The sequence below is a fragment of the Nonomuraea sp. NPDC050663 genome (genome assembly GCF_044456985.1).
GTDB lineage: Bacteria > Actinomycetota > Actinomycetes > Streptosporangiales > Streptosporangiaceae > Nonomuraea.
Window position 1 is genome coordinate 407,725 of record NZ_JBITGL010000005.1, and the last position, 23,622, is coordinate 431,346.

Annotated in this window: 28 protein-coding genes; 16 read left to right on the forward strand and 12 right to left on the reverse strand. The window is 70.9% G+C overall.

Going from position 1 to position 23,622, the window contains the following annotated elements; all coding sequences use genetic code 11:
* The first annotated feature begins 65 nt into the window (after positions 1-65).
* The 3 genes from ACIBH1_RS18905 (at position 66) to ACIBH1_RS18915 (ending at position 3,786) form a co-directional block, all read left to right on the forward strand.
* Positions 66-917 (forward strand): hypothetical protein, encoded by an 852-nt coding sequence (locus ACIBH1_RS18905; RefSeq protein ID WP_397315074.1) that lies wholly within the window; start codon positions 66-68, stop codon positions 915-917.
* A gap of 172 nt (positions 918-1,089) precedes the next feature.
* Complete coding sequence (locus ACIBH1_RS18910; RefSeq protein WP_397315075.1) at positions 1,090-2,841, forward strand: DEAD/DEAH box helicase; 1,752 nt, start codon at positions 1,090-1,092, stop codon at positions 2,839-2,841.
* 303 nt (positions 2,842-3,144) lie between these two features.
* A complete protein-coding gene (locus ACIBH1_RS18915; protein WP_397315076.1) occupies positions 3,145-3,786 on the forward strand; it encodes a GNAT family N-acetyltransferase in 642 nt (213 codons plus the stop codon).
* On the opposite strand, the gene ACIBH1_RS18920 is transcribed toward ACIBH1_RS18915, so the two are convergent.
* The 6 genes from ACIBH1_RS18920 to ACIBH1_RS18945 form a co-directional block, all read right to left on the reverse strand.
* Positions 3,767-4,738 (reverse strand): NAD(P)-dependent alcohol dehydrogenase, encoded by a 972-nt coding sequence (locus tag ACIBH1_RS18920; RefSeq protein ID WP_397315078.1) that lies wholly within the window; start codon positions 4,736-4,738, stop codon positions 3,767-3,769. The genes ACIBH1_RS18915 and ACIBH1_RS18920 overlap by 20 nt on opposite strands.
* Positions 4,739-4,749: 11 nt before the next feature.
* Positions 4,750-5,034 carry a hypothetical protein gene (locus ACIBH1_RS18925; protein ID WP_397315079.1) on the reverse strand — a complete coding sequence of 95 codons (285 nt, stop codon included), beginning with the start codon at positions 5,032-5,034 and terminating at the stop codon, positions 4,750-4,752.
* A complete protein-coding gene (locus tag ACIBH1_RS18930; protein WP_397315081.1) occupies positions 5,034-5,354 on the reverse strand; it encodes an ArsR/SmtB family transcription factor in 321 nt (106 codons plus the stop codon). Before ACIBH1_RS18930 ends, ACIBH1_RS18925 begins: the two co-directional genes overlap by 1 nt.
* Positions 5,355-5,526: 172 nt before the next feature.
* Positions 5,527-6,036, reverse strand: coding sequence for a hypothetical protein (locus ACIBH1_RS18935; protein ID WP_397315083.1), 510 nt, complete (start codon positions 6,034-6,036; stop codon positions 5,527-5,529).
* Positions 6,037-6,103: 67 nt separating this feature from the next.
* Positions 6,104-6,673 carry a nicotinamidase gene (locus tag ACIBH1_RS18940; protein WP_397315084.1) on the reverse strand — a complete coding sequence of 190 codons (570 nt, stop codon included), beginning with the start codon at positions 6,671-6,673 and terminating at the stop codon, positions 6,104-6,106.
* A 63-nt stretch (positions 6,674-6,736) separates the two neighbouring features.
* Complete coding sequence (locus ACIBH1_RS18945) at positions 6,737-8,014, reverse strand: nicotinate phosphoribosyltransferase (protein WP_397315085.1); 1,278 nt, start codon at positions 8,012-8,014, stop codon at positions 6,737-6,739.
* Positions 8,015-8,059: 45 nt separating this feature from the next.
* Here ACIBH1_RS18945 and clpS point away from each other — a divergent pair, with 45 nt between their 5' ends.
* From clpS to ACIBH1_RS18970, 5 genes are all read left to right on the forward strand, one after another.
* Positions 8,060-8,353 (forward strand): ATP-dependent Clp protease adapter ClpS, encoded by a 294-nt coding sequence (clpS, locus tag ACIBH1_RS18950; RefSeq protein ID WP_181611844.1) that lies wholly within the window; start codon positions 8,060-8,062, stop codon positions 8,351-8,353.
* A 1-nt stretch (position 8,354) separates the two neighbouring features.
* The gene (locus ACIBH1_RS18955) at positions 8,355-8,879 is read left to right on the forward strand and encodes a DUF2017 domain-containing protein (RefSeq protein ID WP_397315086.1); all 525 of its coding nucleotides are present in this window, start codon (positions 8,355-8,357) and stop codon (positions 8,877-8,879) included.
* A gap of 22 nt (positions 8,880-8,901) precedes the next feature.
* Positions 8,902-9,300, forward strand: a complete 399-nt coding sequence (locus ACIBH1_RS18960; RefSeq protein ID WP_397315087.1) for a Mov34/MPN/PAD-1 family protein — start codon at positions 8,902-8,904, stop codon at positions 9,298-9,300.
* Positions 9,301-9,429: 129 nt separating this feature from the next.
* A complete protein-coding gene (locus ACIBH1_RS18965; RefSeq protein ID WP_397315088.1) occupies positions 9,430-9,708 on the forward strand; it encodes a MoaD/ThiS family protein in 279 nt (92 codons plus the stop codon).
* Positions 9,709-9,710: 2 nt separating this feature from the next.
* Complete coding sequence (locus ACIBH1_RS18970; protein ID WP_397315089.1) at positions 9,711-10,658, forward strand: PLP-dependent cysteine synthase family protein; 948 nt, start codon at positions 9,711-9,713, stop codon at positions 10,656-10,658.
* Positions 10,659-10,674: 16 nt separating this feature from the next.
* On the opposite strand, the gene ACIBH1_RS18975 is transcribed toward ACIBH1_RS18970, so the two are convergent.
* The 5 genes from ACIBH1_RS18975 to ACIBH1_RS18995 form a co-directional block, all read right to left on the reverse strand.
* Positions 10,675-11,853 (reverse strand): transporter substrate-binding protein, encoded by a 1,179-nt coding sequence (locus tag ACIBH1_RS18975; protein ID WP_397315090.1) that lies wholly within the window; start codon positions 11,851-11,853, stop codon positions 10,675-10,677.
* Positions 11,853-12,593, reverse strand: coding sequence for a hypothetical protein (locus ACIBH1_RS18980; protein WP_397315091.1), 741 nt, complete (start codon positions 12,591-12,593; stop codon positions 11,853-11,855). The genes ACIBH1_RS18975 and ACIBH1_RS18980 overlap by 1 nt, the downstream gene beginning before the upstream one ends.
* A 98-nt stretch (positions 12,594-12,691) precedes the next feature.
* On the reverse strand, positions 12,692-13,354 hold the full coding sequence (locus ACIBH1_RS18985) for an acyclic terpene utilization AtuA family protein (RefSeq protein WP_397315092.1): 663 nt from the start codon (positions 13,352-13,354) through the stop codon (positions 12,692-12,694).
* A 126-nt stretch (positions 13,355-13,480) separates the two neighbouring features.
* The gene (locus tag ACIBH1_RS18990) at positions 13,481-15,367 is read right to left on the reverse strand and encodes a DUF3352 domain-containing protein (protein WP_397315093.1); all 1,887 of its coding nucleotides are present in this window, start codon (positions 15,365-15,367) and stop codon (positions 13,481-13,483) included.
* Between the two features lie 74 nt (positions 15,368-15,441).
* The gene (locus tag ACIBH1_RS18995; RefSeq protein ID WP_397315094.1) at positions 15,442-15,753 is read right to left on the reverse strand and encodes a hypothetical protein; all 312 of its coding nucleotides are present in this window, start codon (positions 15,751-15,753) and stop codon (positions 15,442-15,444) included.
* 94 nt (positions 15,754-15,847) lie between these two features.
* Between ACIBH1_RS18995 and ACIBH1_RS19000 the strand changes: the two genes are divergently transcribed.
* The 3 genes from ACIBH1_RS19000 (at position 15,848) to ACIBH1_RS19010 (ending at position 18,329) form a co-directional block, all read left to right on the forward strand.
* On the forward strand, positions 15,848-16,642 hold the full coding sequence (locus tag ACIBH1_RS19000) for a thioesterase family protein (protein WP_397315095.1): 795 nt from the start codon (positions 15,848-15,850) through the stop codon (positions 16,640-16,642).
* Positions 16,643-16,755: 113 nt separating this feature from the next.
* Entirely contained in the window at positions 16,756-17,580 is an 825-nt protein-coding gene (gene murI / locus ACIBH1_RS19005) for a glutamate racemase (RefSeq protein WP_397315096.1), read from the forward strand.
* The gene (locus ACIBH1_RS19010; RefSeq protein ID WP_397315097.1) at positions 17,577-18,329 is read left to right on the forward strand and encodes an MBL fold metallo-hydrolase; all 753 of its coding nucleotides are present in this window, start codon (positions 17,577-17,579) and stop codon (positions 18,327-18,329) included. Before murI ends, ACIBH1_RS19010 begins: the two co-directional genes overlap by 4 nt.
* Before the next feature lie 3 nt (positions 18,330-18,332).
* On the opposite strand, the gene ACIBH1_RS19015 is transcribed toward ACIBH1_RS19010, so the two are convergent.
* The gene (locus tag ACIBH1_RS19015) at positions 18,333-19,571 is read right to left on the reverse strand and encodes an MFS transporter (protein WP_397315098.1); all 1,239 of its coding nucleotides are present in this window, start codon (positions 19,569-19,571) and stop codon (positions 18,333-18,335) included.
* Positions 19,572-19,638: 67 nt separating this feature from the next.
* On the opposite strand from ACIBH1_RS19015, the gene rph reads away from it, so the two are divergent.
* From rph to ACIBH1_RS19040, 5 genes are all read left to right on the forward strand, one after another.
* A complete protein-coding gene (gene rph / locus ACIBH1_RS19020; RefSeq protein WP_397315099.1) occupies positions 19,639-20,358 on the forward strand; it encodes a ribonuclease PH in 720 nt (239 codons plus the stop codon).
* Positions 20,355-20,939: an RdgB/HAM1 family non-canonical purine NTP pyrophosphatase gene (rdgB, locus tag ACIBH1_RS19025; protein ID WP_397315100.1), complete on the forward strand. Its 585-nt coding sequence runs from the start codon at positions 20,355-20,357 to the stop codon at positions 20,937-20,939. The genes rph and rdgB overlap by 4 nt, the downstream gene beginning before the upstream one ends.
* A gap of 46 nt (positions 20,940-20,985) precedes the next feature.
* Positions 20,986-22,533, forward strand: a complete 1,548-nt coding sequence (locus ACIBH1_RS19030; RefSeq protein WP_397315101.1) for a molybdopterin-dependent oxidoreductase — start codon at positions 20,986-20,988, stop codon at positions 22,531-22,533.
* A gap of 82 nt (positions 22,534-22,615) precedes the next feature.
* Positions 22,616-23,368 (forward strand): toxin glutamine deamidase domain-containing protein, encoded by a 753-nt coding sequence (locus ACIBH1_RS19035; RefSeq protein ID WP_397315102.1) that lies wholly within the window; start codon positions 22,616-22,618, stop codon positions 23,366-23,368.
* Positions 23,365-23,622: a hypothetical protein gene (locus ACIBH1_RS19040; protein WP_397315103.1), complete on the forward strand. Its 258-nt coding sequence runs from the start codon at positions 23,365-23,367 to the stop codon at positions 23,620-23,622. Before ACIBH1_RS19035 ends, ACIBH1_RS19040 begins: the two co-directional genes overlap by 4 nt.

Consider the following 23,622-nt stretch of genomic DNA (forward strand, 5'->3'; position numbering starts at 1 on the left):
CCAGCGATCACGGATTCCCTGACCGGCGCCGTTCCGAGTGGTAAACCTCGGGACAGGGAGGTGTCATGGAGGACGATCATCGCGTCTGGCCCGCGGAAGGCGGCGACGATCCACCGTGGAACCCGCGCCTTCGCCGTACGGCCTCTCGCGACGTCGACCGGCCGTCGGAACACGGGCGGGATCCGGACGCGGACTGGGACCGTACGGGGGGCCGGGGGGCGGGATACGACACGGACTGGGACCGTACGGGGGGCCGAGGGGCGTACGACGACTGGGACCGCCCTTCGCAGGGCACCGGTGCTTTCGAGGAGCGTCACCTCCCCTGGGAGGAATCCCTACCCCCCTCGGCCCGCATCCACGGCACCCCCACCGCTCCCACCAGGCAATACCGCGCCCCCACCGCCCGGCGGCGCCGGTGGGGCCGCCGCCTCGGCGCGCTGCTGGCGCTGACCCTCGCGGGCGGCCTCGTCGCCGGTCTGGCCACCGTCCTGCTGCGCCTGCCCGCCCCCAGCGCCCCCGACACCGTCCTGGCCGACCCGGAAGCGGGCCTGACCCTCCAGCTCCCGCCCGGCTGGCGCGAGGCCGCCGTACCCCCGGTGACCGGCTTCACCTCCGCTGCGCGCGACGACGGCGGAGCGCTGCTCATGATCAGAAAAGTCACCGGCGCCGACGTGAAGACCCTGGCCGACGACTACGCCGGCCTGCTCCTCCAGGGCGACCGCATGGCCGTCGTCGCTGACACGCCCACCAGCCGCTCGATCCGCGCCGAGTACGACGACGTGGTCAACCGCCCCGCCTACCTCCGTGTGACTCTTGTCACCCGCGGCGCCGCCCAGATCCTGCTCGTCGGTCTGCTCCAGCCGGACGAACCCACAGCCAGACAGGCCCTCGACAGCCTCATGAACACCGTCAAATAACGCTCATATCACGCGGGGGAGATCTTGGCCAGGATTGGTCGTGCACGGCACGTCTTGTCGGTGCCGCCGATTACCCTTGGGTCACTGTGAGAGAGCTGAGCCCACAAGACCCAGAGGTGATGACGGTGCCCATCCGATCCCAGGGGCACCCACAGCTTCGCGAGGAGGCCGCGTGAGCACGTTCGCGGCATCCCACCTCTCGCCCTCCTACCCCGACCGGGCCGCCTGGGGCACCGCCCCCAAGCTGCGCGCCTGGCAGCAGGAAGCCTTCGATCTCTACTCCCGCGTCCAGCCACGCGACTTCCTCACCGTCGCGACCCCGGGCGCGGGCAAGACCACCTACGCCCTGCGCATCGCCAGCGAGCTGCTCGACATGGGCGTCATCCGCGCGATCACCATCGTCACCCCCACCGAGCACCTCAAGCGCCAGTGGGCCGACGCCGCGAGCAAGGTCGGCATCAGCATCGACCCCGAGTTCAAGAACAGCCAGGGCGCCACCTCCCGCGACTACATCGGCGTCGCGGTCACCTACGCCCAGGTCGCGATGCACCCGGCGCTCCACCGCGCCCGCACCGAGGCGCGCAAGACGCTGATCATCTTCGACGAGGTCCACCACGCGGGAGACGCCAAGTCCTGGGGCGACGGCATCCGCGAGGCCTTCGAGCCCGCCACCCGCCGCCTGCAGCTGACCGGCACCCCGTTCCGCTCCGACGACTCGCCCATCCCCTTCGTCCTCTACGAGGAGGACGAAGAGGGCTTCAAGCGCAGCCGCGCCGACTACTCCTACGGCTACGGCCCGGCCCTCAACGACGGCGTCGTGCGCCCCGTCATCTTCCTGGCCTACTCCGGCGAGATGAAGTGGCGCACCAGGGCCGGCGACGAGATCGCCGCCACCCTCGGCACACCCCTCACCAAGGACCAGCTCTCCCAGGCCTGGCGCGCCGCGCTCGACCCCAAGGGCGACTGGATCCGCCAGGTGCTCCAGGCCGCCGACCGGCGGCTGACAGAGGTACGGCGAGGCGTGCCCGACGCCGGCGGCCTCGTCATCGCCACCGACCACGAGACCGCCCGCGCCTACGCCAAACACCTGCGCAACATCAGCGGCGAGGGCGCCACCATCGTCCTGTCCGACGACCCCGGCGCGTCGAAGAAGATCAAGGGCTTCTCCGCCTCCCAGGACCGCTGGATCGTCGCCGTCCGCATGGTCTCCGAGGGCGTCGACATCCCGCGCCTGTGCGTCGGCGTCTACGCCACCTCCACCCAGACCCCGCTCTTCTTCGCCCAGGCCATCGGCCGCTTCGTGCGAGCGCGCAAACGCGGCGAGACCGCCTCGGTGTTCCTGCCGAGCGTGCCCAACCTCCTCGGGCTGGCCAACGAGATGGAGGCCGAGCGCGACCACGTCCTCAACAAGCGCCAACCGGAAGACGGGCTCGACGACTCCCTGCTCGAGAACGCCAACCGCCGACAGGACAACCCCGACGTCCTGGGCGACGAGCTGCCGTTCGAGACGATGGAGACGAATGCGACGTTCGACCGGGTGCTGTTCGACGGCGGCGAGTTCGGCACCGGAGCCGAAGTGGGATCCGCCGAGGAGGAGGACTTCCTCGGACTTCCCGGGCTGCTGGAGCCCGACCAGGTGGCCACGCTGCTACGCAAGCGCCAGGCCGACCAGCAGGCCGCCCGCCGCGCCAAGCCGGTGTCGGCACCCGTGGAACTGTCGCCGCACGAGCAGATCGCGGAGCTGCGGCGGGAGCTGAACGGCCTCGTAGGAGCGTGGAACCACCGCACGGGGCAGCCGCACGGGGTCATCCACTCGGAGCTGAGGCGTGCCTGCGGAGGGCCGCCGATCGCGCAGGCCACGGCTGAACAGATCCAGGAGCGGATCGCCAAGATCAGGGCTTGGGCCACCCAGCGGTCTCGCTGAGCCGTTCCCCCTCCTTCCCGCCCCCCGCCCGCCCACCCGCCCGCCCCCGGTCCTGCTCGGGCTGAGGGCCTCTGGCAGTTGCCGTTGGGGGCGGGCTTGGTGGCTGGGCGTCGTCGCTTGGCGTTGGCTGGTCGCCGTCCGGGACGCGCCGAGTCCCGCCGTCCCTCGTCTCGCCGACCCGGCGCGGTGAGTGGGGCCTCGTGGCGGGTGTACGTGGCGGCGCGGGCGGGTGGCCTGGGAGGTGGCCCGCCCCGTGGTGGATGGGGTTTACCAGGTGCCGCCGCTCTAGAAGACTTTTACCCCATGCCCCGCCACTGGCCCCTGTTCTCCCTGCGCCTGACCACCCCGCGCCTCCTGCTCCGCCTCCCCACCTACGACGACCTGGATCACCTGGCCGATCGTGCCCTGGAGGGCATCCACGACCCGGCCGAGATGCCGTTCATCCCTCCCTGGACCGACACCGCGCCCCGTGACCTTCCCAGCACCGTCGTCCTGTCCCAACTGGGCGAGATGGCCAGGTGGCGTCCCGAGCGGTGGTGTTGCAACTTCGCCGTCGTCCTCGACGGTGAGGCGATCGGCGTGCAGGACCTGTCGGCGACGGACTTCGCCGTCACCCGCGAGGTGCACACCGGTTCCTGGCTGGGCCGGCGCTACCAAGGGCGGGGGTTGGGCACTGAGATGCGGGCGGCGGTCCTGCATCTGGCGTTCGCCGGGCTGGGCGCGTTGTCGGCGATCTCGTCGGCGTTCGAGCACAACGCCGCCTCGCTGGCGGTCTCCCGCAGGCTGGGCTACGAGCCCGATGGTCTGTCGGTGCACAGTGTGCGCGGGAGCAGGGCGGTGGCCAGGCGGTTGAGGTTGGAGCGGGCGGCGTTCTCCAGCCCGGTCGCGGTGGACGTGGAAGGGCTGGAGGCGTGTTTGCCGCATTTCACCGGGACACGGCGATGACGATCTTCGCGCGGGCGTGCCGTACGCCGAAGTGGCGCATGGCGTCGGGCGTCTCGTCCAGCGGGTAGGTCTGCTCGATGGAGGGGGTCATCTGGCCGGCTTCGAGCAGTTGCGACAGGTCGTGCAGGCCTTGGGCGTCGACCACGGCGAGGGGTGACAGCAGGGTGTGCCTGACGAACCGGTCGCGGGCGAGTGCGCCGATGACGCGGCCCATGGGGCCGAGGAGGCGGCCGCCGGTGGCGCTGGAGAGCACGAGGGTGCCGGTGGGCGTCAGAGCCCGGCGCTGGGCGGACAGGGGGTGGTTGCCGGCGATGTCGAGGATCAGGTCGTAGCGCCGCGATCCGCGCGTGTAGTTCTCGCGGGTGTAGTCGATGGCGTGGTCGGCGCCGAGCGAGGTGACCAGGTCGGCGTTGCGCGTGCTGCACACGCCGGTCACGTGCGCGCCGAGAGCTCTGGCGATCTGCACGGCGAAGGTGCCGACGCCGCCGGACGCGCCGTTGACGAGGACGTGCTGACCGGCCGTGATCCCGCCCTTGCGCAGGCAGTGCAGGGCGGTGTAACCGGCGAGGGGTACGGCTGCCGCCTGCTCGAAGGTGAGCCGGGCGGGCTTGGGGGCGAGTCTGCCGGCCGGGACGGCGACGTGTTCGGCGAAGCTGCCGGATTCCGCTTCGCCGTACACCTCGTCGCCGGGGCGGAAGCGGGTCACTCCGGCGCCGACCGCCTCGACGGTTCCGGCGAGGTCCCTGCCCCTGACCTTGGCGCGGGGGCCGGGCAGGCCGAAGGCCAGGCGGCCCAGGTACGGCACGCCGGTCATGGTGGCCCAGTCGGCGTGGTTGACGGAGGAGGCGTGCACCCTGACCAGCACCTCTCCGGCTCCGGCGACGGGCGGGTCGATGTCGTCGAGGGTGAGCGTCTCGGCGGGGCCGTACGAACGTTGTGTGATCGCCTTCATGGGAGGTCGCCTCATTCCACCGTGCGGAGGATCTGCTCGATCGCGGCGGCGCGGGTGCGCAGGTCGGCGAGGTCGGCGGCCACGCGCTGCTGGGCGTCGAGGTGGTGCTCGGCGAGCTGTTCGTAGCGGCGCACCAGCTGGCGCAGGTCGTCCTGGGTGGCGGCCGACGTCTTGAGCTTGCGTAATTCGGTGACGGTCGCGGCGATGGCGATGAGCAGCACCAGCGCCAGGGTGAGCAGGCCGAGCGTGAGCACCGTGCCCGGCCAGGTCGCCGGCTCGGCCGCCGTGAGGTCCATCAGGTCTTCTCCAGGTCCGTGGGAGGAAGGGTCCGTACGGCCTCGGCCAGCGCCGAGGCGGTGAGGTGGAGGTCGAAGTCCACGACTTCGTAGTACTTCATGGCCTTGCCGTCGTCGGACAGCTCCAGGCTGCCGACGATCAGCCCGGCGGCCTCCAGCCGTTGCAGGTGCATGTGGAGGAGCGGGCGGCTGATGCCGATCTCGCGGGCCAGGTGGCTGACGTAGTCGCGTCCTCCGGCGAGCTGGGCGACGATGCGCAGCCGCAGGGGGTTGGCCAGCGCCGACAACATCGCGAGGAGCTCGCCGCCCGTCGGTGTCACAACTCTCCTACACCTGAAAGATTCTTCTTACACGTATAACGGTAACCTGAACGGAGGCGTGAGGGAAGGGCGTCTTTGTGCGGCCATGGGGGGCGGGGGTGCACGCTGGGTGAAGATCGTCCACCGAACCGCGGCGCAGCCAGGCCGGGCTCACCCGCTCCCGGGCGGGCGATCAGTGAGGGATGACCTCGTCGGTGCGGCCGTCGAGGGTGCGGGTGCGCGGCGGCACGTCGACGGCGAGCCGTACGGTCGCCTGCCCGCCGGTGACGCGCACGGGGGCGGTCCTGACGCCGGTGTGGTGGCCGTCGAGCGGGCCCTCGTGGACCCAGACGCGCAGCTTCCTGCCCTTGTGGCGGAGCATGACGAGGGCGGTGCCGCACTCGTCGGGGGCGGCCGTCCAGGCGAGGGTCAGGTGGGAGCCGGCGATCCTGGCGTGCGAGGGCACCGGGCGGCGTTCCGCGCAGACGGCGGGCGCGGGCGCGGGCCGCACGGCGGGCGTGACGGGCGAGGCGACCACCTCGACCGGCGCGGGGCGGGACGGGGTGAGAACGATGGTGCCCGCCTCCAGCAGGCCGAGCCCGAGCACCGCGGCGACGCGGGCGAGGGCGCGGCCGCGGATGAGGAACCACAGGGCCACGGGAGCGAGCAGGAGCCAGGCCGCGCCAAGAGCGGTAGTGAGCATGCAGACCTCACAGGAGCGAAAATGTCACTCACCGTCATAGCGCGGAAACGCTGTGTATGTGGGTGCTTTACCTGAGGATGGGTGCCCCTTCGAGGACGGCTCCCGCCTCGTCCAGTTCGGCCAGCGCGTGGTCGGTCGTCTCCTTGGCCACGCCGGCGGTCAGGCCGAGCAGCACCCTGGTGGCGAAGCCGTGCTTGACCGCGTCGAGGGCGGTGGCGCGCACGCAGTGGTCGGTGGCGATGCCGACCACGTCGACGGAGTGCACGCCACGCTCGCCCAGCCACTCGGCGAGGGTCTGGCCGTCGCCCGAGGCGCCCTCGAAGCCGCTGTAGGCGGCGGCGTGGGAGCCCTTGCTGAACACCTCCTCCACGGCGGCCACGTCGAAGGCCGGGTGGAAGTCGGCGCCGGGCGTCCCGACCACGCAGTGCGGCGGCCAGGTGGTGACGTAGTCGGGCTCCCGGGCGAAGTGGGTGCCGGGGTCGACGTGGTAGTCGCGGGTGGCCACCACGTGGTCGTAGGGGTGGTCGGCGACGTGCCGGGTGATCCCGGCGGCCACCTCGGAGCCGCCGGAGACCGGGAGGCTGCCGCCCTCGCAGAAGTCGTTCTGCACATCGACGATGATCAGCGCAGTGCTCACAAGTCCGACTTTACGCCGCCGCCCGGGTCGTTCCGGCGAGCCGGGCTGTGGCGGAGTGTCGCCCTAGGCGAACTCCGTCGGGATCGCCGCGTAGCCGCGTCCCAGGTGCAACGCCTCCTGCGGCAGCAGCGCGACGGCCTCCCTGTGCCGGGCGCGGGCGGCCTCCAGCGGCTCGGCTCCGATCACCTCGCCGTCGCGGACGAGCTGGTGCAGCAGCGGGACCCCGCCCTCGGGGGCGGTGCCCGAGGTGGTGACGTACTCCGTCTCGTAGCGCCCGGCGCCGTCGAGCAGGCGGTAGGCCTCCTTGCGCCCGCCACGCGACGGCTTGCCGACGGAGCGTTTGGCGACGGGCTCGAGCTTGCCGGTGACGGTCTCGCGGGCGACGAGCTTGTAGACGAGCGCCGCGGTGGGCACGCCGGAGCCGGTCACGACGGAGGTGCCCACGCCGTAGCCGTCGACGGGCGCGGCGGCGAGTGCGGCGATGGCGTACTCGTCCAGGTCGGAGGTGACCAGGATGCGCGTGGAGAAGGCGCCGAGCGAGTCGAGCTGCGCGCGCACCTCCTGGGCGGCCACGGCCAGGTCGCCCGAGTCGATGCGGACCGCGCCGAGCTTGGTGCCCGCCACCTCGACCGCGGTGCGTACGGCCTGCGGCACGTCGTAGGTGTCGACGAGCAGGGTGGTCGAGGCCCCGAGCGTGGCGACCTGCGCCTCGAAGGCGGCCGGCTCGGAGTCGTGGAGCAGGGTGAAGGCGTGCGCGGCCGTGCCCGCCGTGGGCACGCCGTACAGGCGCCCGGCCATGAGGTTGGAGGTGGAGGAGAAGCCCGCGATGTAGGCGGCCCGCGCGGCGGCGACGGCGGCCCACTCGTGGGTGCGGCGCGAGCCCATCTCGATGATCGGCCGGCCGGCGGCGGCCGTGGTCATGCGGGAGGCGGCCGAGGCGATGGCGCAGTCGTGGTTGAGGACCGACAGGATCAGCGTCTCCAGGAGGACCGCTTCGGCGAAGGTGCCCTCGACGACCATGATCGGGGAGGCGGGGAAGTACACGTCTCCTTCGCGGTAGCCGTACACATGCCCGGAAAATCGGTAATCGGCGAGAAACTCTAGAGTCTGCGCATCCACCGCCGTGGCCAGGAACTCCAGCTCGTCCGGGCGGAATCGGAAACTTTCCAGCGAGTCCAGGACTCTTCCGGTGCCCGCAACCACCCCATACCGCCGCCCTCCGGGCAGGTGGCGGGCGAAGACCTCGAAGACCGCGCGCCGGTGGGCGGCCCCGCTGCGCAACGCGGCCTGCAACATCGTCAGCTCATAGTGATCTGTGAGCAACGCAGTGCTCATGGTCATAGTCACGAGTCGAGACTACGGCCCAGATAGGGCAGACTCGGGGATGTGGGTAGCACCGCTCCAATCGCCGTCGAGCGTCCGTCATCGGACGTCCGGCCCGATCTGCCGTGGGTGACCATCGTCTGGAACGACCCGGTGAACCTCATGTCTTATGTGACCTATGTCTTCCAGACCGTCTTCGGTTACTCCAAGGAGAAGGCCGAGAAGCTGATGATGGACGTGCACCACAAGGGCAAGGCCGTCGTGTCGAGCGGCACGCGCGAAGAGATGGAACGCGATGTGCAGATTCTTCACTCCTACGGCCTGTGGGCGACACTCCAGCAGGACTCGGTCCACTGACATGAGCTCAGGATTCAAGCCGCGCAAGGGCGGCGGGGTGATCGCCCACTTCGAGCCCGCCGAGGCGTCGATCCTGCGCTCCCTCGTCACGATGGTGCTCGGCATGGTCGAGCCCGGCCAGGTCAGCGACGACCCGCTGGAGCGCGCGCTGGGCATCGGCTCCAGCGAGGCGCCCTCCGACCCGGTGCTGGCGCGGCTGTTCCCCAGCGCCTACAGCGACGAGGAGCAGGCGGCGGAGTTCCGCCGCTACACCGAGACCTCCTTGCGCGAGGCCAAGCGGGCCGACGCCCAGACCATGCTCGACACCGCCCAGGCCGGGCGCACCGAGCTGACCCCTGAGCAGGCGCAGGCGTGGATGCGGGCGCTCAACGACGTACGGCTGACGCTGGGCACGCGGCTCGAGGTCACCGAGGAGGTCCACGACGAGATCGCCACCATGTCGGAGGACGATCCGCGCTATCCGGCGTTCGTGATGTACGACTGGCTCACCTACTTGCAGGACACCCTCGTCCGAGCCCTCTGGTAGCCCGGGTGGTAATTTCCAGCACATGCTGGAGATCTCGCAGGAGCTGGTCGACAAGATGATCGAGCACGCCCGCCGGGACCACCCCGACGAGGCGTGCGGGGTGATCGCCGGGCGCGACGGCGTGCCGGAGCGCTTCGTCGAAATGGAGAACGCCGAGCGCTCGCCCACCTTCTACCGCTTCGACTCCAAGGAGCAGCTGAAGGTCTGGCGGGAGATGGACGACCGCGACGAGGAGCCGGTGGTCATCTACCACTCGCACACCGCCACCGAGGCCTACCCCTCGCGCACCGACGTTTCCTACGCGAGCGAGCCGGACGCCCACTACGTGCTGGTGTCCACCCGGGATGAAACCAGGGCGGAGCTGCGTTCTTTCCGCATTGTGGACGGCGTCATCACCGAAGAAGAAGTCCGGATAAACTGACCATCATGAGGAGCGCAGCCGCCGTGGTACAGAGCTACCTCTTCGCGCACACTCCTTCTGTCGTCGTCTACGACTGTCGCTGAGCCCGCGCTCGCGACCGGTCCATCACCAACGACACAAGGATTGATCATGGCTGTGGAAGTCCGTATCCCGACCATCCTCCGCACCTACACCGACGGTGCCAAGGCCGTCGCCGCCGAGGGCGCCACGCTCGACGAGCTCATCGCCAACCTCGAGAGCAACCACCCCGGCATCAAGGACCGCCTGGTCGACAAGGGCGCCCTGCGCCGCTTCGTCAACGTCTACCTCAACGACGAGGACGTGCGCTTCCTGGGCGGCCTCGGCACGCCCGTCTCCGACGGCGACACCGTGACCGTCCTTCCGGCGGTCGCCGGAGGCATGGCCTAGTCATGCGGTTCGACTCATTGATCGATTCGGTCGGCCGTACTCCTCTCGTCGGCCTGCCCCGCCTCTCGCCCTCCGACGACGTGCGTGTCTGGGCCAAGCTGGAGGACCGCAACCCGACCGGGTCGATCAAGGACAGGCCCGCGCTGTGGATGATCGAGCAGGCGGAGAAGGACGGCCTGCTCACCCCCGGCTGCACGATCCTGGAGCCCACCAGCGGCAACACCGGCATCTCCCTGGCCATGTCGGCCAAGCTCAAGGGCTACCGGCTGATCTGCGTCATGCCCGAGAACACCTCGGAGGAGCGGCGGCAACTGCTGCGCATGTGGGGCGCGGAGATCATCTCCTCTCCGGCCGCGGGCGGCTCCAACGAGGCCGTGCGCGTCGCCAAGGGCCTCGCGGCCGACAACCCCTCGTGGGTGATGCTGTACCAGTACGGCAACCCGGCCAACTGGCGCTCCCACTACGAGACCACCGGCCCTGAGATCCTGGCCGACCTGCCCGCGATCACCCACTTCGTGGCCGGGCTCGGCACCACCGGCACCCTCATGGGCGTCGGGCGGTTCCTGCGCGAGCAGGTGCCGGGGGTGCAGATCGTCGCCGCCGAGCCGCGCTACGGCGAGCTGGTGTACGGCCTGCGCAACGTCGACGAGGGCTTCATCCCCGAGCTGTACGACGAGTCCGTGCTGACGACCCGCTTCTCCGTGGGCTCGGGCGACGCGCTTCGCCGTACCCGCGAACTGCTGGCCGCGGAGGGCATCTTCGCCGGGATCTCCACGGGCGCCGCGCTGCACGCCGCCCTCGGCATGGCGGCCAAGGCCGTCAAGGCGGGGGAACGGGCCGACATCGTGTTCGTGGTGGCCGACGGCGGGTGGAAGTACCTGTCGACCGGCGCCTACGAGGGCACGCTCGACGAGGCGGAGGACCGCCTCGAAGGCCAGCTCTGGGCCTGAGCCCACGCACCGCGGTTCACGGTCGCGCCAGGGCCGACACCAGGTCGGTCCAGGCGCGATGCGGCCTGAACACCGGGTAGGGCACGGGTCTCAGCGTGGCCTCGGAGGTCCACACCACCTCCACCCCCGCGTCCGCGCGCACCCGGCCCACCCGGGCGGTGCGCCAGGTGTGCAGGTTCTCCTCGTCCACCCACACCATGCCCTCCGGCGCCTGCACGCCCTGGCCGCGCAGGGCCGCGGAGACCACGGACGGCTCGGCCGAGCCCGTGCGCAGCACCGCCTGGGCCCACAGGTGCACTCCCGCGTAGGCGGCCTGCGCGGCGTCGGTGATCGCGGCCTGCGGCCCGAAGCGGCGGCGGAAGCGGTGCACGAAGGAGAGGTTGGCCGTGCCCGGCAGTTCCCGGAAGTAGGAGCGGGCGACGTAGGCGCCGGGCGGGGCGGCGTCGGGGTCGGCGGGCGGGAGCCAGAGTGTCGGCAGGCGTCGCGGGGTCTGGCCGAACCGGGTGAGCTCGTGGAGGAACGACACCACGACCGGCCCGGCGATGCTGCACACGAGAGCCTGCGGACGTGACGTCATGATCTCGCGCACCAGCACCGGCAGGGCCGACGCGTCGGCGCCCAGGTAGGCCTCGCCGAGGACCCGCCCGCCCAGTTGCGTGAGCTGGTCGCGGGCGATGGCGTTGACGGCGCGCGAGGCCAGGTCGTCGGAGCCGATGAGGTAGACGGTGCGGCCGAGGTGCTGCCTGAGCCAGCGCATGGCGGGCTGGACGAGCTGGTTGGGCGTCGCCCCGACGTGCACGACGTTCGGGGAGTTCTCGATGCCCTCGTAGGCGGCCGGGTGGACGAGCAGGCCGCGATGCTTCTCGAAGAGCGGGGTCAGCTGCCTGCGGACGGGGGAGGCGTGGCCGCCGAAGACGACGCTGACCCGTTCCGCGGCGAGCAGGCGGGTGGCCTGGGCCACGGGCTCGGAGGCCGCGTCCAGGACGACGGGCCTGATCTGGCGCCCGCGCAGGCCGCCGGCGGCGTTGAGCTCCTCGATGGCCAGCAGCGCGCCGTCGTGCGCGGGGCGCTCCGGGACGGACAGGATGCCGGACAGCGGGTGCAAGATGCCGACCTTGACGGGATCGCGGCGCAGGACCTCGGCCTGCGAGCATCCGGAGGCCAGGACGAGGACGACCGCCAGGACGGCGCGCATCACACCTCCAGCGGGGGCATGCCGGTCCACGCCCTGATGAACGGCTCGGGCGAGACCGGCAGGTTGCGGTCGAAGGGCCCGTCGAGCGCGGACACGATGTAGAGCGAGAGCATCAGCACCCCGGCGAGCACGCCGATCAGCAGCAGGTGCAGTCCCCGGCTGCGGACCACGAACAGGCTGCCGGTCGCGAGCTTGGCCGCGGCGCCGATGTACAACATCACCCACACCAGGCCGGGCACCCGGTCACCGGCGGCGAGCATGCGCTGGCGGCGGCTGTCGGTGAGCTCGTTCAGCTTGGTCAGCGAGTGGCTGTAGAGCGGGCTGGCACGCTCGCGGTCCTCCATGTCGGTGTAGGCGCTCCAGATCTCCACGAGCGTGGCGTCGGCGCGCTCGCTGGAGCGGCCGAAGGCCATGAGGGGCCACTCCTCCTGGACGACGAGCCGCAGGTAGGTGCGGGCCGCCCCCTGGACCTGCCGCTGGATCGGCGCGGAGAAGCCGCGCGACATGCGCCCGAGCATGACGACGGCGTTGCTCTCCTTGACGATCGTGGCCTGGGTCTGGGTGTAGCCCTGCCACACCACCATGATCGCCGAGCCGACCAGGATGGCGTAGACGGAGCCGACGATGGCGAAGGTGCCGTTGATGACGTCGTTGTCGCCGCGCGAGAGAGCGTCGAGCGGGAAGGCCCGGCGCAGCAGGGTGAGGGCGAAGCGGGCGAACAGCAGCGCGAGCGTGACCACGATCGCCGCGTCGGCCCAGGCCGGCAGCGTGCTGTGGCGCAGCAGGAGGATGAAGGCGATCTGGGTGAGCAGGGCGCCGAGCAGGGCCTGCCAGCGTCTCAGACCCTGACCTCGTAGGCCGCCCCGTCGATGATCAGCATCTGTCTCTCCTCCCGCGGAGGAGGGCGGCGCCCCGCCGGGGGGTCCAGCCTGACCCGGTCCTGCCCCGTCTGGCTCACCCTGACCGCCGCCAGATCGACCACGATGCCGGGCGTGGTAAACGTGCCGGTCAGACATGCTCGCACCTCCTCGGCACGCACCTCACCCGGGGCGTCGTCCGGCTTGCTGATCGTGGACGTGCCGTCCCTGAGCAGTTCCACCACCAGCGGGGCCGTGCTCTCCGCGAGCACGAGCCCGGCGGCGGCCGCGCCCGCCAGCTCCTGGAGCCGGCCGGGCCGCCAGCCGTAGTGCCAGATGCCCGCCGCGGCCGGCGCCGCCTCCTCGACCGGGCCGGTGACGACGACGTCCACGCGGCGCGTCAGCGCCTCGGCGAGCGGCCGGGGGCGGGCCGGGCCGTCGCTGACGTAGGCGGCGCGACCGCCGATGCGCTTGACCGTCTCGGCGCACCTGGCCCGGGGCGTGCCCGCGGCGTCGACGAGCACCCTGACCCGCGCCGCCAGACACGCGGCCAGCAGTTCCATCGACAGGACGGACCACTCCGCGGCCAGCACGTCGACGGGGGCGAAGCCGGCCCAGCCCTTGAAGCAGCCGATCCTCAGCACACGGAGTAATGTGATCAGTAACTAGCTGTAATAAACCCTGGTCAAGAAATTTCCTCATCTTGACGTGCGCGCACAGAGAAGCGGCCGCCCCCGGAAACCGGGGACGGCCGCTGCGCGGGAGGACCTTTAGTTGAAGAGCACCCTCAGGGAGAAGGTGGTGGTGTCGCCGTTCTGGGCGCTGGAGATGCCGACCGCCCTGAGCGCCGCCGCGTTGGCCTTGTCGTCGCCCTCCAGGGAGCCGAGGTAGAACTTCTCGATCTTGTCGAGGTCGACGAAGATGGCGTACGTGGCGTTGCCCGAGTCGGGGATCGCCGTCGTGAAGGTCTCGTTGTCGCCCAGCGTGCCCTCCTCGTTGAGCTTCTTGGCGTAGGCGTCGGTGGTGGCCACCGTGAACACGCCGTCGCCGGAGACCTTGCCGAACTGGGGCACCTGCTGGCCGGAGTCGGTGAGCAGCTTCTGGATCTTGTCCAGCAGCGCCTGCGCCTTGGCCGGGTCGGTGGTCAGGCGGAGCCCGACGTTGGGCATCTCGCCGTCGAGGCCTTCGGAGTCGACCGCGACGGTGAGGTTCTTGCCGAGCAGGGTGGCCAGGTCGCCGGGGATCTGGATGCCGGCCTGCTGCTTGAACTGCTCGATCATCTGGGTCGCCGTCGGGTCGGCGGCGGTGATGGTCTTCTCGTAGGTGGACCAGAACTTGGTGACCATCTGGTCCAGGCCGGAGACGGAGATCGCGCCGGCGGTGCTGGCGGGCAGCTTGGACAGGTCGGCCGTGACCAGGTCGCCCTCGACGCCGCCGTTGTAGCCGCGGATCAGGCCGGTCAGCTCGGCGAAGGCGCTGTCGAAGCGCAGCGCGCCGACCAGGCGGGCGTTCTTGATCTGGTCGACCAGCGGCTGCTGCTCGGCGGGGATCTCGGCCTTGGCCAGGTCCATCAGCTTGCCGAAGTCGGCCCAGAAGGACAGGATCCCGTCGCCGTTGAGCGCGGCGAAGTCGTCGCTGAAGTTGGTGTTCTCGGCCAGCGTGGGCCCCGTGGCGTGCTTGTCGGCGTTGGCCTGGGTGTCGGTGATGATCGCGTAGCCGTCACGGAAGGCCAGGCCGAACTTGGCGTCCTTGCCGGCCAGCTTGGCGATGCCGGACTTGGCCGCGGTCTCGTCGGTCACCTGGACGGCCACCGCCACGCCGGGCTCCTCGCCGCCACTGGGCAGGACGGCGATGCCGAGCCGGTCGCCGAGCCAGGGCTCGACGTCGGCGGCGTAGTTGACGCCCTTGAGGTCCTCGCTGTCCTTCTGGATCGCCTCGAAGAGCGACTTGCGAGGGTCGTCACCGGACAGCTTGCCCTTGGTGACGGTGAACTTCTGGGACAGGGCCAGGAGGGCGGCCTTCTGCCCGGCGTCGGGGTTGATGTCGAAGCGCACGTAGCCGATGGCGTTGCCGGGCAGCACGTCGTGGGGCTGGGTGCCGCCGCCGAGCAGGCCGGTCGCGCTCACTACCGCCCAGGCGCCACCGCCGAGCAGCACCACGGCCAGCGCCGCGGCGATCGCCACGATCCAGCCCTTGCGGCCCTTCTTGCCGGGCTCGGGGCCACCGAACTGGAGGGACTCCTGGCCGGAGGAGGGCTGCCCAAACTGCGCCTGCTGGCCGTACTGCGCCTGCTGGCCAAACTGCGGGGCCTGCTGCTGGCCGTACTGCGCCTGCTGCCCGTACTGCGGGGCCTGCTGGCCGTACTGGGGCTGCTGGGCTCCGTACTGCGGGGCCTGGCCGTACGGCTGCTGCTGGCCATGAGAAGGCTGCTGCTGTCCATACTGCGAAGACTGCCCATACTGCGGAGCCTGCCCTTGCTGCGGCGGCTGCCCGTACTGCGAGGGCTGGCCGTAAGCAGGCTGCTGCGGGGGATAGGGCTGCTGCCCGCTCTGAAGCGGCATCGTGGGCGGGTTCTCGGGCTCCTGCCCCTGGTTCCAACGGTAAGCGACGGTGGGGTCGTACTCCGGACCGTTGCCTGAGGGGGTGTTGGCAGACATCACTCAACTCACAAATTGGACTTTTCGGCCAGATGTAAGGTAGCTGATGTTGCTTTATAGGCGCTTGCAGAGCGCTATATGCGAGAAAGATCCTTTCTCGACGCTTTGATGTGCACCTCGCCCTCCCCGTACTCACTGACGCTTTCCCAGGGCACGAAGATGCTGCGCGCATAGACGATCTTCGCCAGCACGTCCGAGAACCACCCGTTGCGTTCGCGCGTGAGCCCGTACAGCCAGGGCGCGCGGTTGGTCGAGACGACCAGGCCCATCAGGGCGGGAGTGGCGGCCTCCTTGTTCTTGACCAGGCGCACGTCCACGATGTGACCGACCAGCACCCCGTGCTGATCCCATACGCACTGCCCCATGAGCTCAGAAACCCCCGTCATGTGCCGAACTCTGTCACGTTTCCCCAGGTAGACAGGTGGATGACCCGATGCCGTAGAGTATGTCTTTACTAGAACATAATTCGGGAGTGGGTGCATGACGAAGTTCGACGAGGCGACGCAGGCCATCAGGGTTGACGAGACCACCTATGACGTCTGTCTCGACCCGGGCTACTCCATCGGTGGTCCGCTGAACGGCGGTTATCTCATGGCCGTGCTGCTGCGCGCCGTGGTGGACGCCTCGCCGCACGAGCATCCGGTGAGCACGACCACGCAGTTCCTCAAGGCCCCCACGCCGGGGCCCGCCCGCGTGATCGTGCAGCAGCTGAAGGCCGGAAGGACGGCGGCCTTCACCAGGGCCACCCTGGTGAAGGACGACGTCGCCCACCTGGAGGCCCTGGTGACCACGGCGACCCTGCCCGCCGAGCAGGACGTGGTCTACACCGGCGGCCCCGAGCATCTGATGCCGCCGCCCGACGACTGCGTCAGGCTGCCCGATCCCAAGCCGGAATCGGGCATGACCCTCAACGCCCAGATGGAGATGCGCTTCGACCCGCCGACGATCGGCTGGCTGAAGGGCGAGCCGACCGGCCGGCCCGAGGCGCGCGCCCACTTCCGCATGACCGAGCCGCAGGACCCCGACCCGTTCGTCCTGGCCCTGGCGGTCGACGCCCTGCCCCCTGTGGTGTTCTCGGCGGGGCTGCGCGGCTGGGCGCCGACGGTGGACCTGACCTGGCACCTTCGCGCGCTGCCCGCCCCCGGCTGGCTGACCCTGCTGGGCGGCGGACGGCTGATCGCCGACGGCTGGTTCGACGAGGAGGTCGAGGTCTGGGACTCGGCGGGCAGGCTGGTCGCCCAGTCGCGCCAGCTCGCCAGGGTCGGCAGGGGCTGACCCCGTAACCGTGGGCGGCGTGCCACAGTAACGCCCGATACGCACCGGGACACCCGGTGGTTGTGAGCATTCTTACGCTGACCAGCGGTGAAAGGTCGCCTACCCTCTGAGTCGTGCCAGATGCGAGCATCGGAGTCTTCGACAGCGGGGTGGGCGGCCTGACGGTCGCCAGGGCGATCATCGATCAGCTGCCCCACGAGTCCATCACCTACGTGGCCGACACGGCGCATCAGCCGTACGGCCCGAAGCGGATCGCCGAACTGCGCGCCTACGCGCTCGAGGTGATGGACCACCTCGTCGAGTCGGGCGTCAAGATGCTCGTCATCGCCTGCAACAGCGCCAGCGCAGCCGTCCTGCGCGACGCGCGAGAGCGGTACGACGTTCCCGTCGTCGAAGTGATCCAGCCGGCCACCCGGCGCGCCGTACGAGCGACGAGGAACGGACGGGTCGGCGTCATCGCCACCCGCGCCACCATCGCGTCGCTCGCCTACGACGACGCCTTCGCCGCCGCCCCCGACGTCCAGCTCACCGGCGTGGCCGCCCCACGCCTGGTGGAGTTCGTCGAGCGCGGGGAGACGATGAGCGACGAGCTCATCGACGTCGTGCGCGGCTACCTGGCGCCCGTCCGGGACGCCGGGTGCGACACGCTCATCCTCGGCTGCACCCACTACCCGCTGCTCACCGGCGCGATCTCCTACGTCGCCGGCGACGGCCTCACGCTGGTCTCCAGCGCGGACGAGACGGCCAAGGACGTCTACCGCATCCTGCATGATCGCGGCCTGGCGGCCGGAAGCGACGCCACCCCCCGGCACCGTTTCCGCGCCACCGGCGATTCCGACCTCTTCGCCCAGCTAGGGCGACGATTCCTGGGCCCGGAGATCGTCGCGGTCGAATTCGCTCCTGTGGGGGGAAGTACTCCTAACGGGAGGATTCGATGAAGGTAACCATCGTCGGCTGCTCGGGCAGCTTCCCCGGCCCCGACAGCCCGGCATCCTGCTATCTCCTCGAAGCCGAGGGATTCCGGATGCTGCTCGACTTCGGCAGCGGCGCGCTCGGAGCACTCCAGCGCCATATCGGCCTCTACGACGTGGACGCCATCTGCCTGTCTCATCTCCATGCCGATCACTGCCTCGACCTGTGCGGATACCACGTGGTCAGGACGTACGGCCCGGCCGCGCCCTACCCCCGCGTGCCCGTGTACGCGCCCGCCGACGCCCCGCGCCGCCTGGCCGACGCGTACGGCATGCCCGACGAGCCCGCCCTGGAGACCGCCTTCGACTTCCGCGCGCTGGCGCCGGGCACGTTCGAGGTCGGCCCGTTCACCGTCACCGCCGGCCTGGTCAACCACCCGGTCGAGGCGTACGGCTTCCGCGTCGCGCACGGCGGTCGCTCCATCGCCTACTCGGGCGACACCGGCCAGAGCGACGAGCTCGTACGGCTGGCCGACGGGGTCGACCTCATGTTGTGCGAGGCGTCCTTCCTCGACCAGCCCGACCTGCCCACCGACCTGCACCTGTCGGGCAGGCAGGCGGCCGAGCACGCCGCCAAGGCCGGGGCGGGCAGGCTGGTCCTCACCCACCTGGTGCCCTGGCACGACACGGCGAGGGTGCTCGACGACGCCGCGCACGGAGGCTACGACGGCCCGATCGAGCTGGCCAGGAGCGGAGCGGTGTACGAGCTGGCCTGAGCCTCAGGAGCCGGCCTGGATCTGGTCGAAGTCGCGCACGTGCACCAGCGGCGACCACAGGATCGGCACCGCGGCCAGCACCTTGCCGGTCATCAGCACCCACAACGCGCCACGCACGGTCAGGTGCGTGGCGAGCACGCCGCCGAGCAGCCCGCCCAGCGGGACCATGCCCCAGGTGATGAACTGGCTGGCGGCGTTGACGCGGCCCAGCAGGTGCGACGGGGTGACGTTCTGCCGGTAGGTCAGCGCGCCGATCGAGAACAGCGTCATGCCGAAGGTGATCATCGCCGACGTGATGATGTAGAAGCTGATCCGCCAGTCGGCCTCGGTCATCGGCAGCAGCAGGGCGAAGGGCGAGGTGACGATCAGCGGGATCCACGTGATGCGCGCGGTGCCGTAGCGGTCGACCAGCCGCTTGCCGAGCAGGCCCGACACCACGCCGCCGATGCCGCCGCCGACGAGCACCAGGCCGATCACGCCGGGTGCGAGGTCGACGGTGTCGGCCAGGAAGATGACGCCCAGGGCGAGCACGCCGCTGACGCACAGCGTGGTGGCCGCGCTGACGAGGATGTTGATGCGCATCACCGGCTCGCGCATCAGGAAGGTCAGGCCCTCGCCCACGTCCTTGACCAGGCCGCGGCTCTCGTGGGGCTCGGGGCGCGGGTCGGGCGACTTGATGAGGGACAGGCTGATCGCCGAGCCGAGCGCCGAGATCGCCATCGCCATCATGGTCAGCGGGGCGCCGACGGCCTGGACGATCGCGCCGCCGATGGTGGGGCCGATGCCGAAGCCGGCGCTGCGCACCATCTGGAGCTTGGAGTTGCCGTCGGGCAAGGATTCCTTGGCCACGAGGTCGGGGAGATAGGTCTGGTCGGCTACGTCGTTGAAGACCTGGGCGCACCCCAGCAGCAACGCGATGCCGTACATGATCGTCATATTGAGCAGACCGAGCGACCACAGCAGCGGGATCGCCGACAGCAACACGAACCGCGACGCGTCGCTGACCACCATGACGCGGCGGCGGCGCCACCGGTCGACCCAGACGCCGGAAGGCAGCCCGAGCACCAGGGTGGCCACGCTCTGCGCGGCGGCTAAGAGTCCCACTTCGAGAGGGGAGGCGTTCAATGACAACACGGCGACGAGCGGCAGGGCCACCCTCGCCACGTTGGCTCCCGTCTCGTTCAATATGTGGGAGGTAAGGAAGAGGCGGAAATCGGGGTTCCGCAACACCCCCGTTGTCATTGCGTAAGGATCCCTGTTCGTAGGCAACGGGTCAAGTGCGATCTGTCAGGGGACTAGGCTGATCAGCATGTCTCGAACGGATGGGCGCACGCCCGATCAACTCCGCCCCGTCACGATCACCCGTGACTGGCTGGCGCACGCCGAGGGCTCGGTGCTGGTGGAGTTCGGTGACACCAAGGTGCTCTGCGCGGCCTCGGTTCAGGACAGCGTCCCGCGCTGGCGCAAGGGCAGCGGGCTCGGCTGGGTGACGGCCGAATACTCGATGCTGCCGCGTGCCACCAACACCCGCAACGACCGCGAGTCGGTCAAGGGCCGCATCGGCGGGCGCACCCATGAGATCTCCCGGCTGATCGGCCGTTCCCTGCGGCCCTGCCTCGACCTCAAGGCCCTGGGCGAGAACTCCATCGTGCTCGACTGCGACGTGCTCCAGGCCGACGGCGGCACCCGCACCGCCGCCATCACCGGCGCCTACGTCGCGCTGGCCGACGCGGTCGCGTGGATGCGCAAGCGCAAGATGTGCCCGGGCGACCCGCTGGTCGGCTCGGTCTCGGCGGTCTCGGTCGGCGTCATCGGCGGGGTGCCGATGCTCGACCTGTGCTACACCGAGGACGTCTCCGCCCACACCGATATGAACGTGGTCATGACCGGCTCCGGTGCCTTCGTCGAGGTGCAGGGCACCGCCGAGGGCGCGCCGTTCGACCGCGGCACCCTCGACCAGCTGCTCGACCTGGCCGTCTCCGGCTGCTCCCAGCTGGCCGAGCTGCAGCAGGAGGCGCTGCGCCCATGAGGATCGTGCTCGCTACCCGCAACGCCGGCAAGATCGCCGAGCTCCGGCGCATCCTCGACTTCGACATCGTGGGGCTGGAAGCCTTCCCCGAGATCGGCGACGTCAAGGAGACCGGGCTCACCTTCGCCGAGAACGCCCTGCTCAAGGCGCACGCCGTCGCCCAGCAGTCGGGCCTGCCGGCCGTCGCCGACGACTCCGGCCTCTGCGTCGACGCGCTCAACGGCATGCCGGGCATCTTCTCGGCCCGCTGGTCCGGCCGCCACGGCGACGACCAGGCCAACCTCGACCTGCTGCTGGCGCAGATCTCCGACGTCCCCGCCGAGCACCGCGGCGGCGCCTTCGTCTGCGCGGCCGCGCTCGCGCTGCCCGACGGCCAGGAGCGCGTGGTCGAGGGCGTGCTGCGCGGCACGGTCATCTCCGGGCCGCGCGGAACGGGCGGCTTCGGCTACGACCCGATCTTCGTGCCCGAGGGCTCCGAGCGCACCACCGCCGAGCTGACGGCGGCGGAGAAAGACGCCATCAGCCACCGGGGCCTCGCCTTCCGCGCGCTGGTCCCCGTGGTGCGCGAAGTCCTGACGTAACCGCGTCGTAAGATCCGGGCGGGCCTCTCGGGCGTAGTTTCTGAATGTGAACGACACTTCTGCCGTCCCCGCCTGGGCGGGCGCCGTGACGGGCCTCGTCGCCGGGGCGGTCGGCCTGGGCGCGGCCCAGGTGCTGGCCGGATTCGTCAACCCGGCCTCCTTCCCCGTGGTGGCGGTCGGCGACGCCGTCGTCGACCTGTCGCCCGCGTGGCTGAAGGACTGGGCGATCAGGACCTTCGGCGAAAACGACAAGACCGTCCTGGTCGCCGGCGTCTTCGTCGTCCTCGCCCTGGCCGCCGCGGCGCTCGGCGTCCTGTCGCGGACCAGGCTCGGGTACGGCAGGGCCGGATTCGCCGCGCTCGGCGCCGTGGGAGCCTGGGCGGTGCTCACCCGCCCCTCCGCCGGGCCCTTCGACGTGCTTCCCGCTGTGGTGGGCATCCTCGCCTCGACCTGGGCACTCGGCTGGCTCCTGCGACGCGCGTCCCCACCCGGCGAGCCTGCCCTGTCCAGCCCGACCGACCAGGGCGTCTTCGACAGGCGCAGGTTCCTGACCGGTGCGGTCGGCGGCACGCTGGTGGCCGGCGCCGGCACCGCCCTGGGCCGCGCCTGGTCGGGCGGCTCGCAGGTGGAGCAGGCCAGGCAGGCGATCCCGCTGCCACGGGCGGCCAGCCCCGCTCCGGCGCTCCCGGCGGGCGCCGACCTCAAGCTGCCGGGGCTGTCGCCCTTCGTCACTCCCACCGCCGACTTCTACCGCGTCGACACCGCCCTGCTGCTGCCGCGCATCGAACCCGCCCAGTGGCGGCTGCGCATCCACGGGCTCGTCGACCGCCCGGTCGAGCTCACCTACGACGACCTGCTCAAGCGCCCGCTCACCGAGGCCGACGTCACGCTCACCTGCGTCTCGAACGAGGTGGGCGGGCCCTACGCGGGCAACGCCCGGTGGCTCGGGGTGCCGATGGCCGACATCCTCAAGGAGGTCGGCGTGCAGAAGGGCGCCGACATGCTGCTGTCGACCTCCCACGACGGCTGGACCTGCGGAACCCCGCTCGACGTGGTCACCGACGGCCGCGACGCCCTGTTCGCCGTGGCCATGAACGGCCAGGCGCTTCCGGTCGCCCACGGATTCCCGGTCAGGCAGGTCGTGCCAGGGCTGTACGGCTACGTGTCGGCCACCAAGTGGGTGGTGGACCTCAAGGTGACGAGGTTCGACGCCGACAAGGCCTACTGGTCGACCCGCGGGTGGTCGGAGAAGGGGCCGATCAAGACCCAGTCGCGGATCGACCTGCCCAGGAACCGGGCGAACCTCGCCCCCGGCCGCACCACCGTCGCCGGGGTGGCCTGGGCGCAGCACAAGGGCGTCGACGCGGTGGAGGTCAGGGTCGACGGCGGACCGTGGCGCCAGGCGCGGCTGGCCGAGGTGCCGGGGCCCGACACCTGGCGGCAGTGGTCGATCGACTGGGACGCCACGGCGGGCGAGCACACCATCGAGGTGCGCGCCACCGACAGCACCGGCTACACCCAGACCGAGCAGCGTGCCTCGCCCGCTCCCGACGGCGCGACCGGCTGGCACACCGTCACGGTTTCCGTGGATTGATCCTGGTAGGGCAGGTGGGAATCCCTCACGACTGCGCCAAGTCCCCGGGCGCGTGGCGGTTGCCGCCCCTAGCATCGGGGGCGTGTTTCGCGACCGCACGCCCGCCGAGGGCGCCTACAACCCGGTGGTCGCCGACGGGGTGCGCTGGCTCGACTACGAGCTGGCCGCCGCGGGGGAGCAGGATGGACGGCCAAGCGCGCCGGAACCCGGCCAGGTCGACTGGTTCGATCGTGACGACCGGCCTCCGGCGTTGTCCGGCTGCCGGCCGTACGGGACCCCTGGCGGCCTGGCCAGGCCCGACCCGCAGGCCGAGCAGGACCTGGCCCGCGCGCTCCCGGCCGGCACCCGCTTCGCCGACCCGCGCAGCACGTGGGTGCGGCTGATCAACGCCGAGGGACCGGCGGGCGACCCGTTCCGCGCGGGCAACGCCGCCGACTGCGCCCTGGCGGTGATCTCCACCTGGCACGGCGAGCCCGCGGTGGCCGCGCCGCGACAGCCGGAGTACGACCGGGTGGGCAGGCCGCTGCTCACCGGCGAGACGGGCGCGGCCTCGCGCATGCAGGCCTGGCTCGGCCAGCCGCTGGTCCCGGAAGGGCCGGGGCGGCAGGCCTACCCGTCGATCTCCCGCCGCCTGACGGAGGCCGGACACGGGGCCTCGGCCGTCCTGGTCGGGCGGTGGTCGACGGGCGGCTCGCATGCCTGGAACGCCGTCAACCACCGCGGCGAGGTGATCTGGATCGACGCGCAGCGCGGCCTGCCAGCCGTGGAACCCTGCTACCCGTCGGCGGCCGGGCTGTTCTGCGCGGTGCTCGACCGGCGGGGGCGGGCCGGATGAGGCTGGAGCAGGCCAGGGCGCTGGCCGAGGAGTACTTCAACGGCGTGCGGGACGAGGCCCTGCCGGTCGGGCTGCACGCCTTCGACGGCGGATACGTGGCCTGGACCCGCGACGACGGCGATCCCGGCGCCCTGCCCGAGACGATCGGCGCCGGGTGCATCGTGATCGACCGCACGACGGGCGAGGTGTCGATCCGGCCGCTGCTCGAACCCGAGACGGTGGCCGAACACTGGCCGGGACCGACCCTGCGCTAG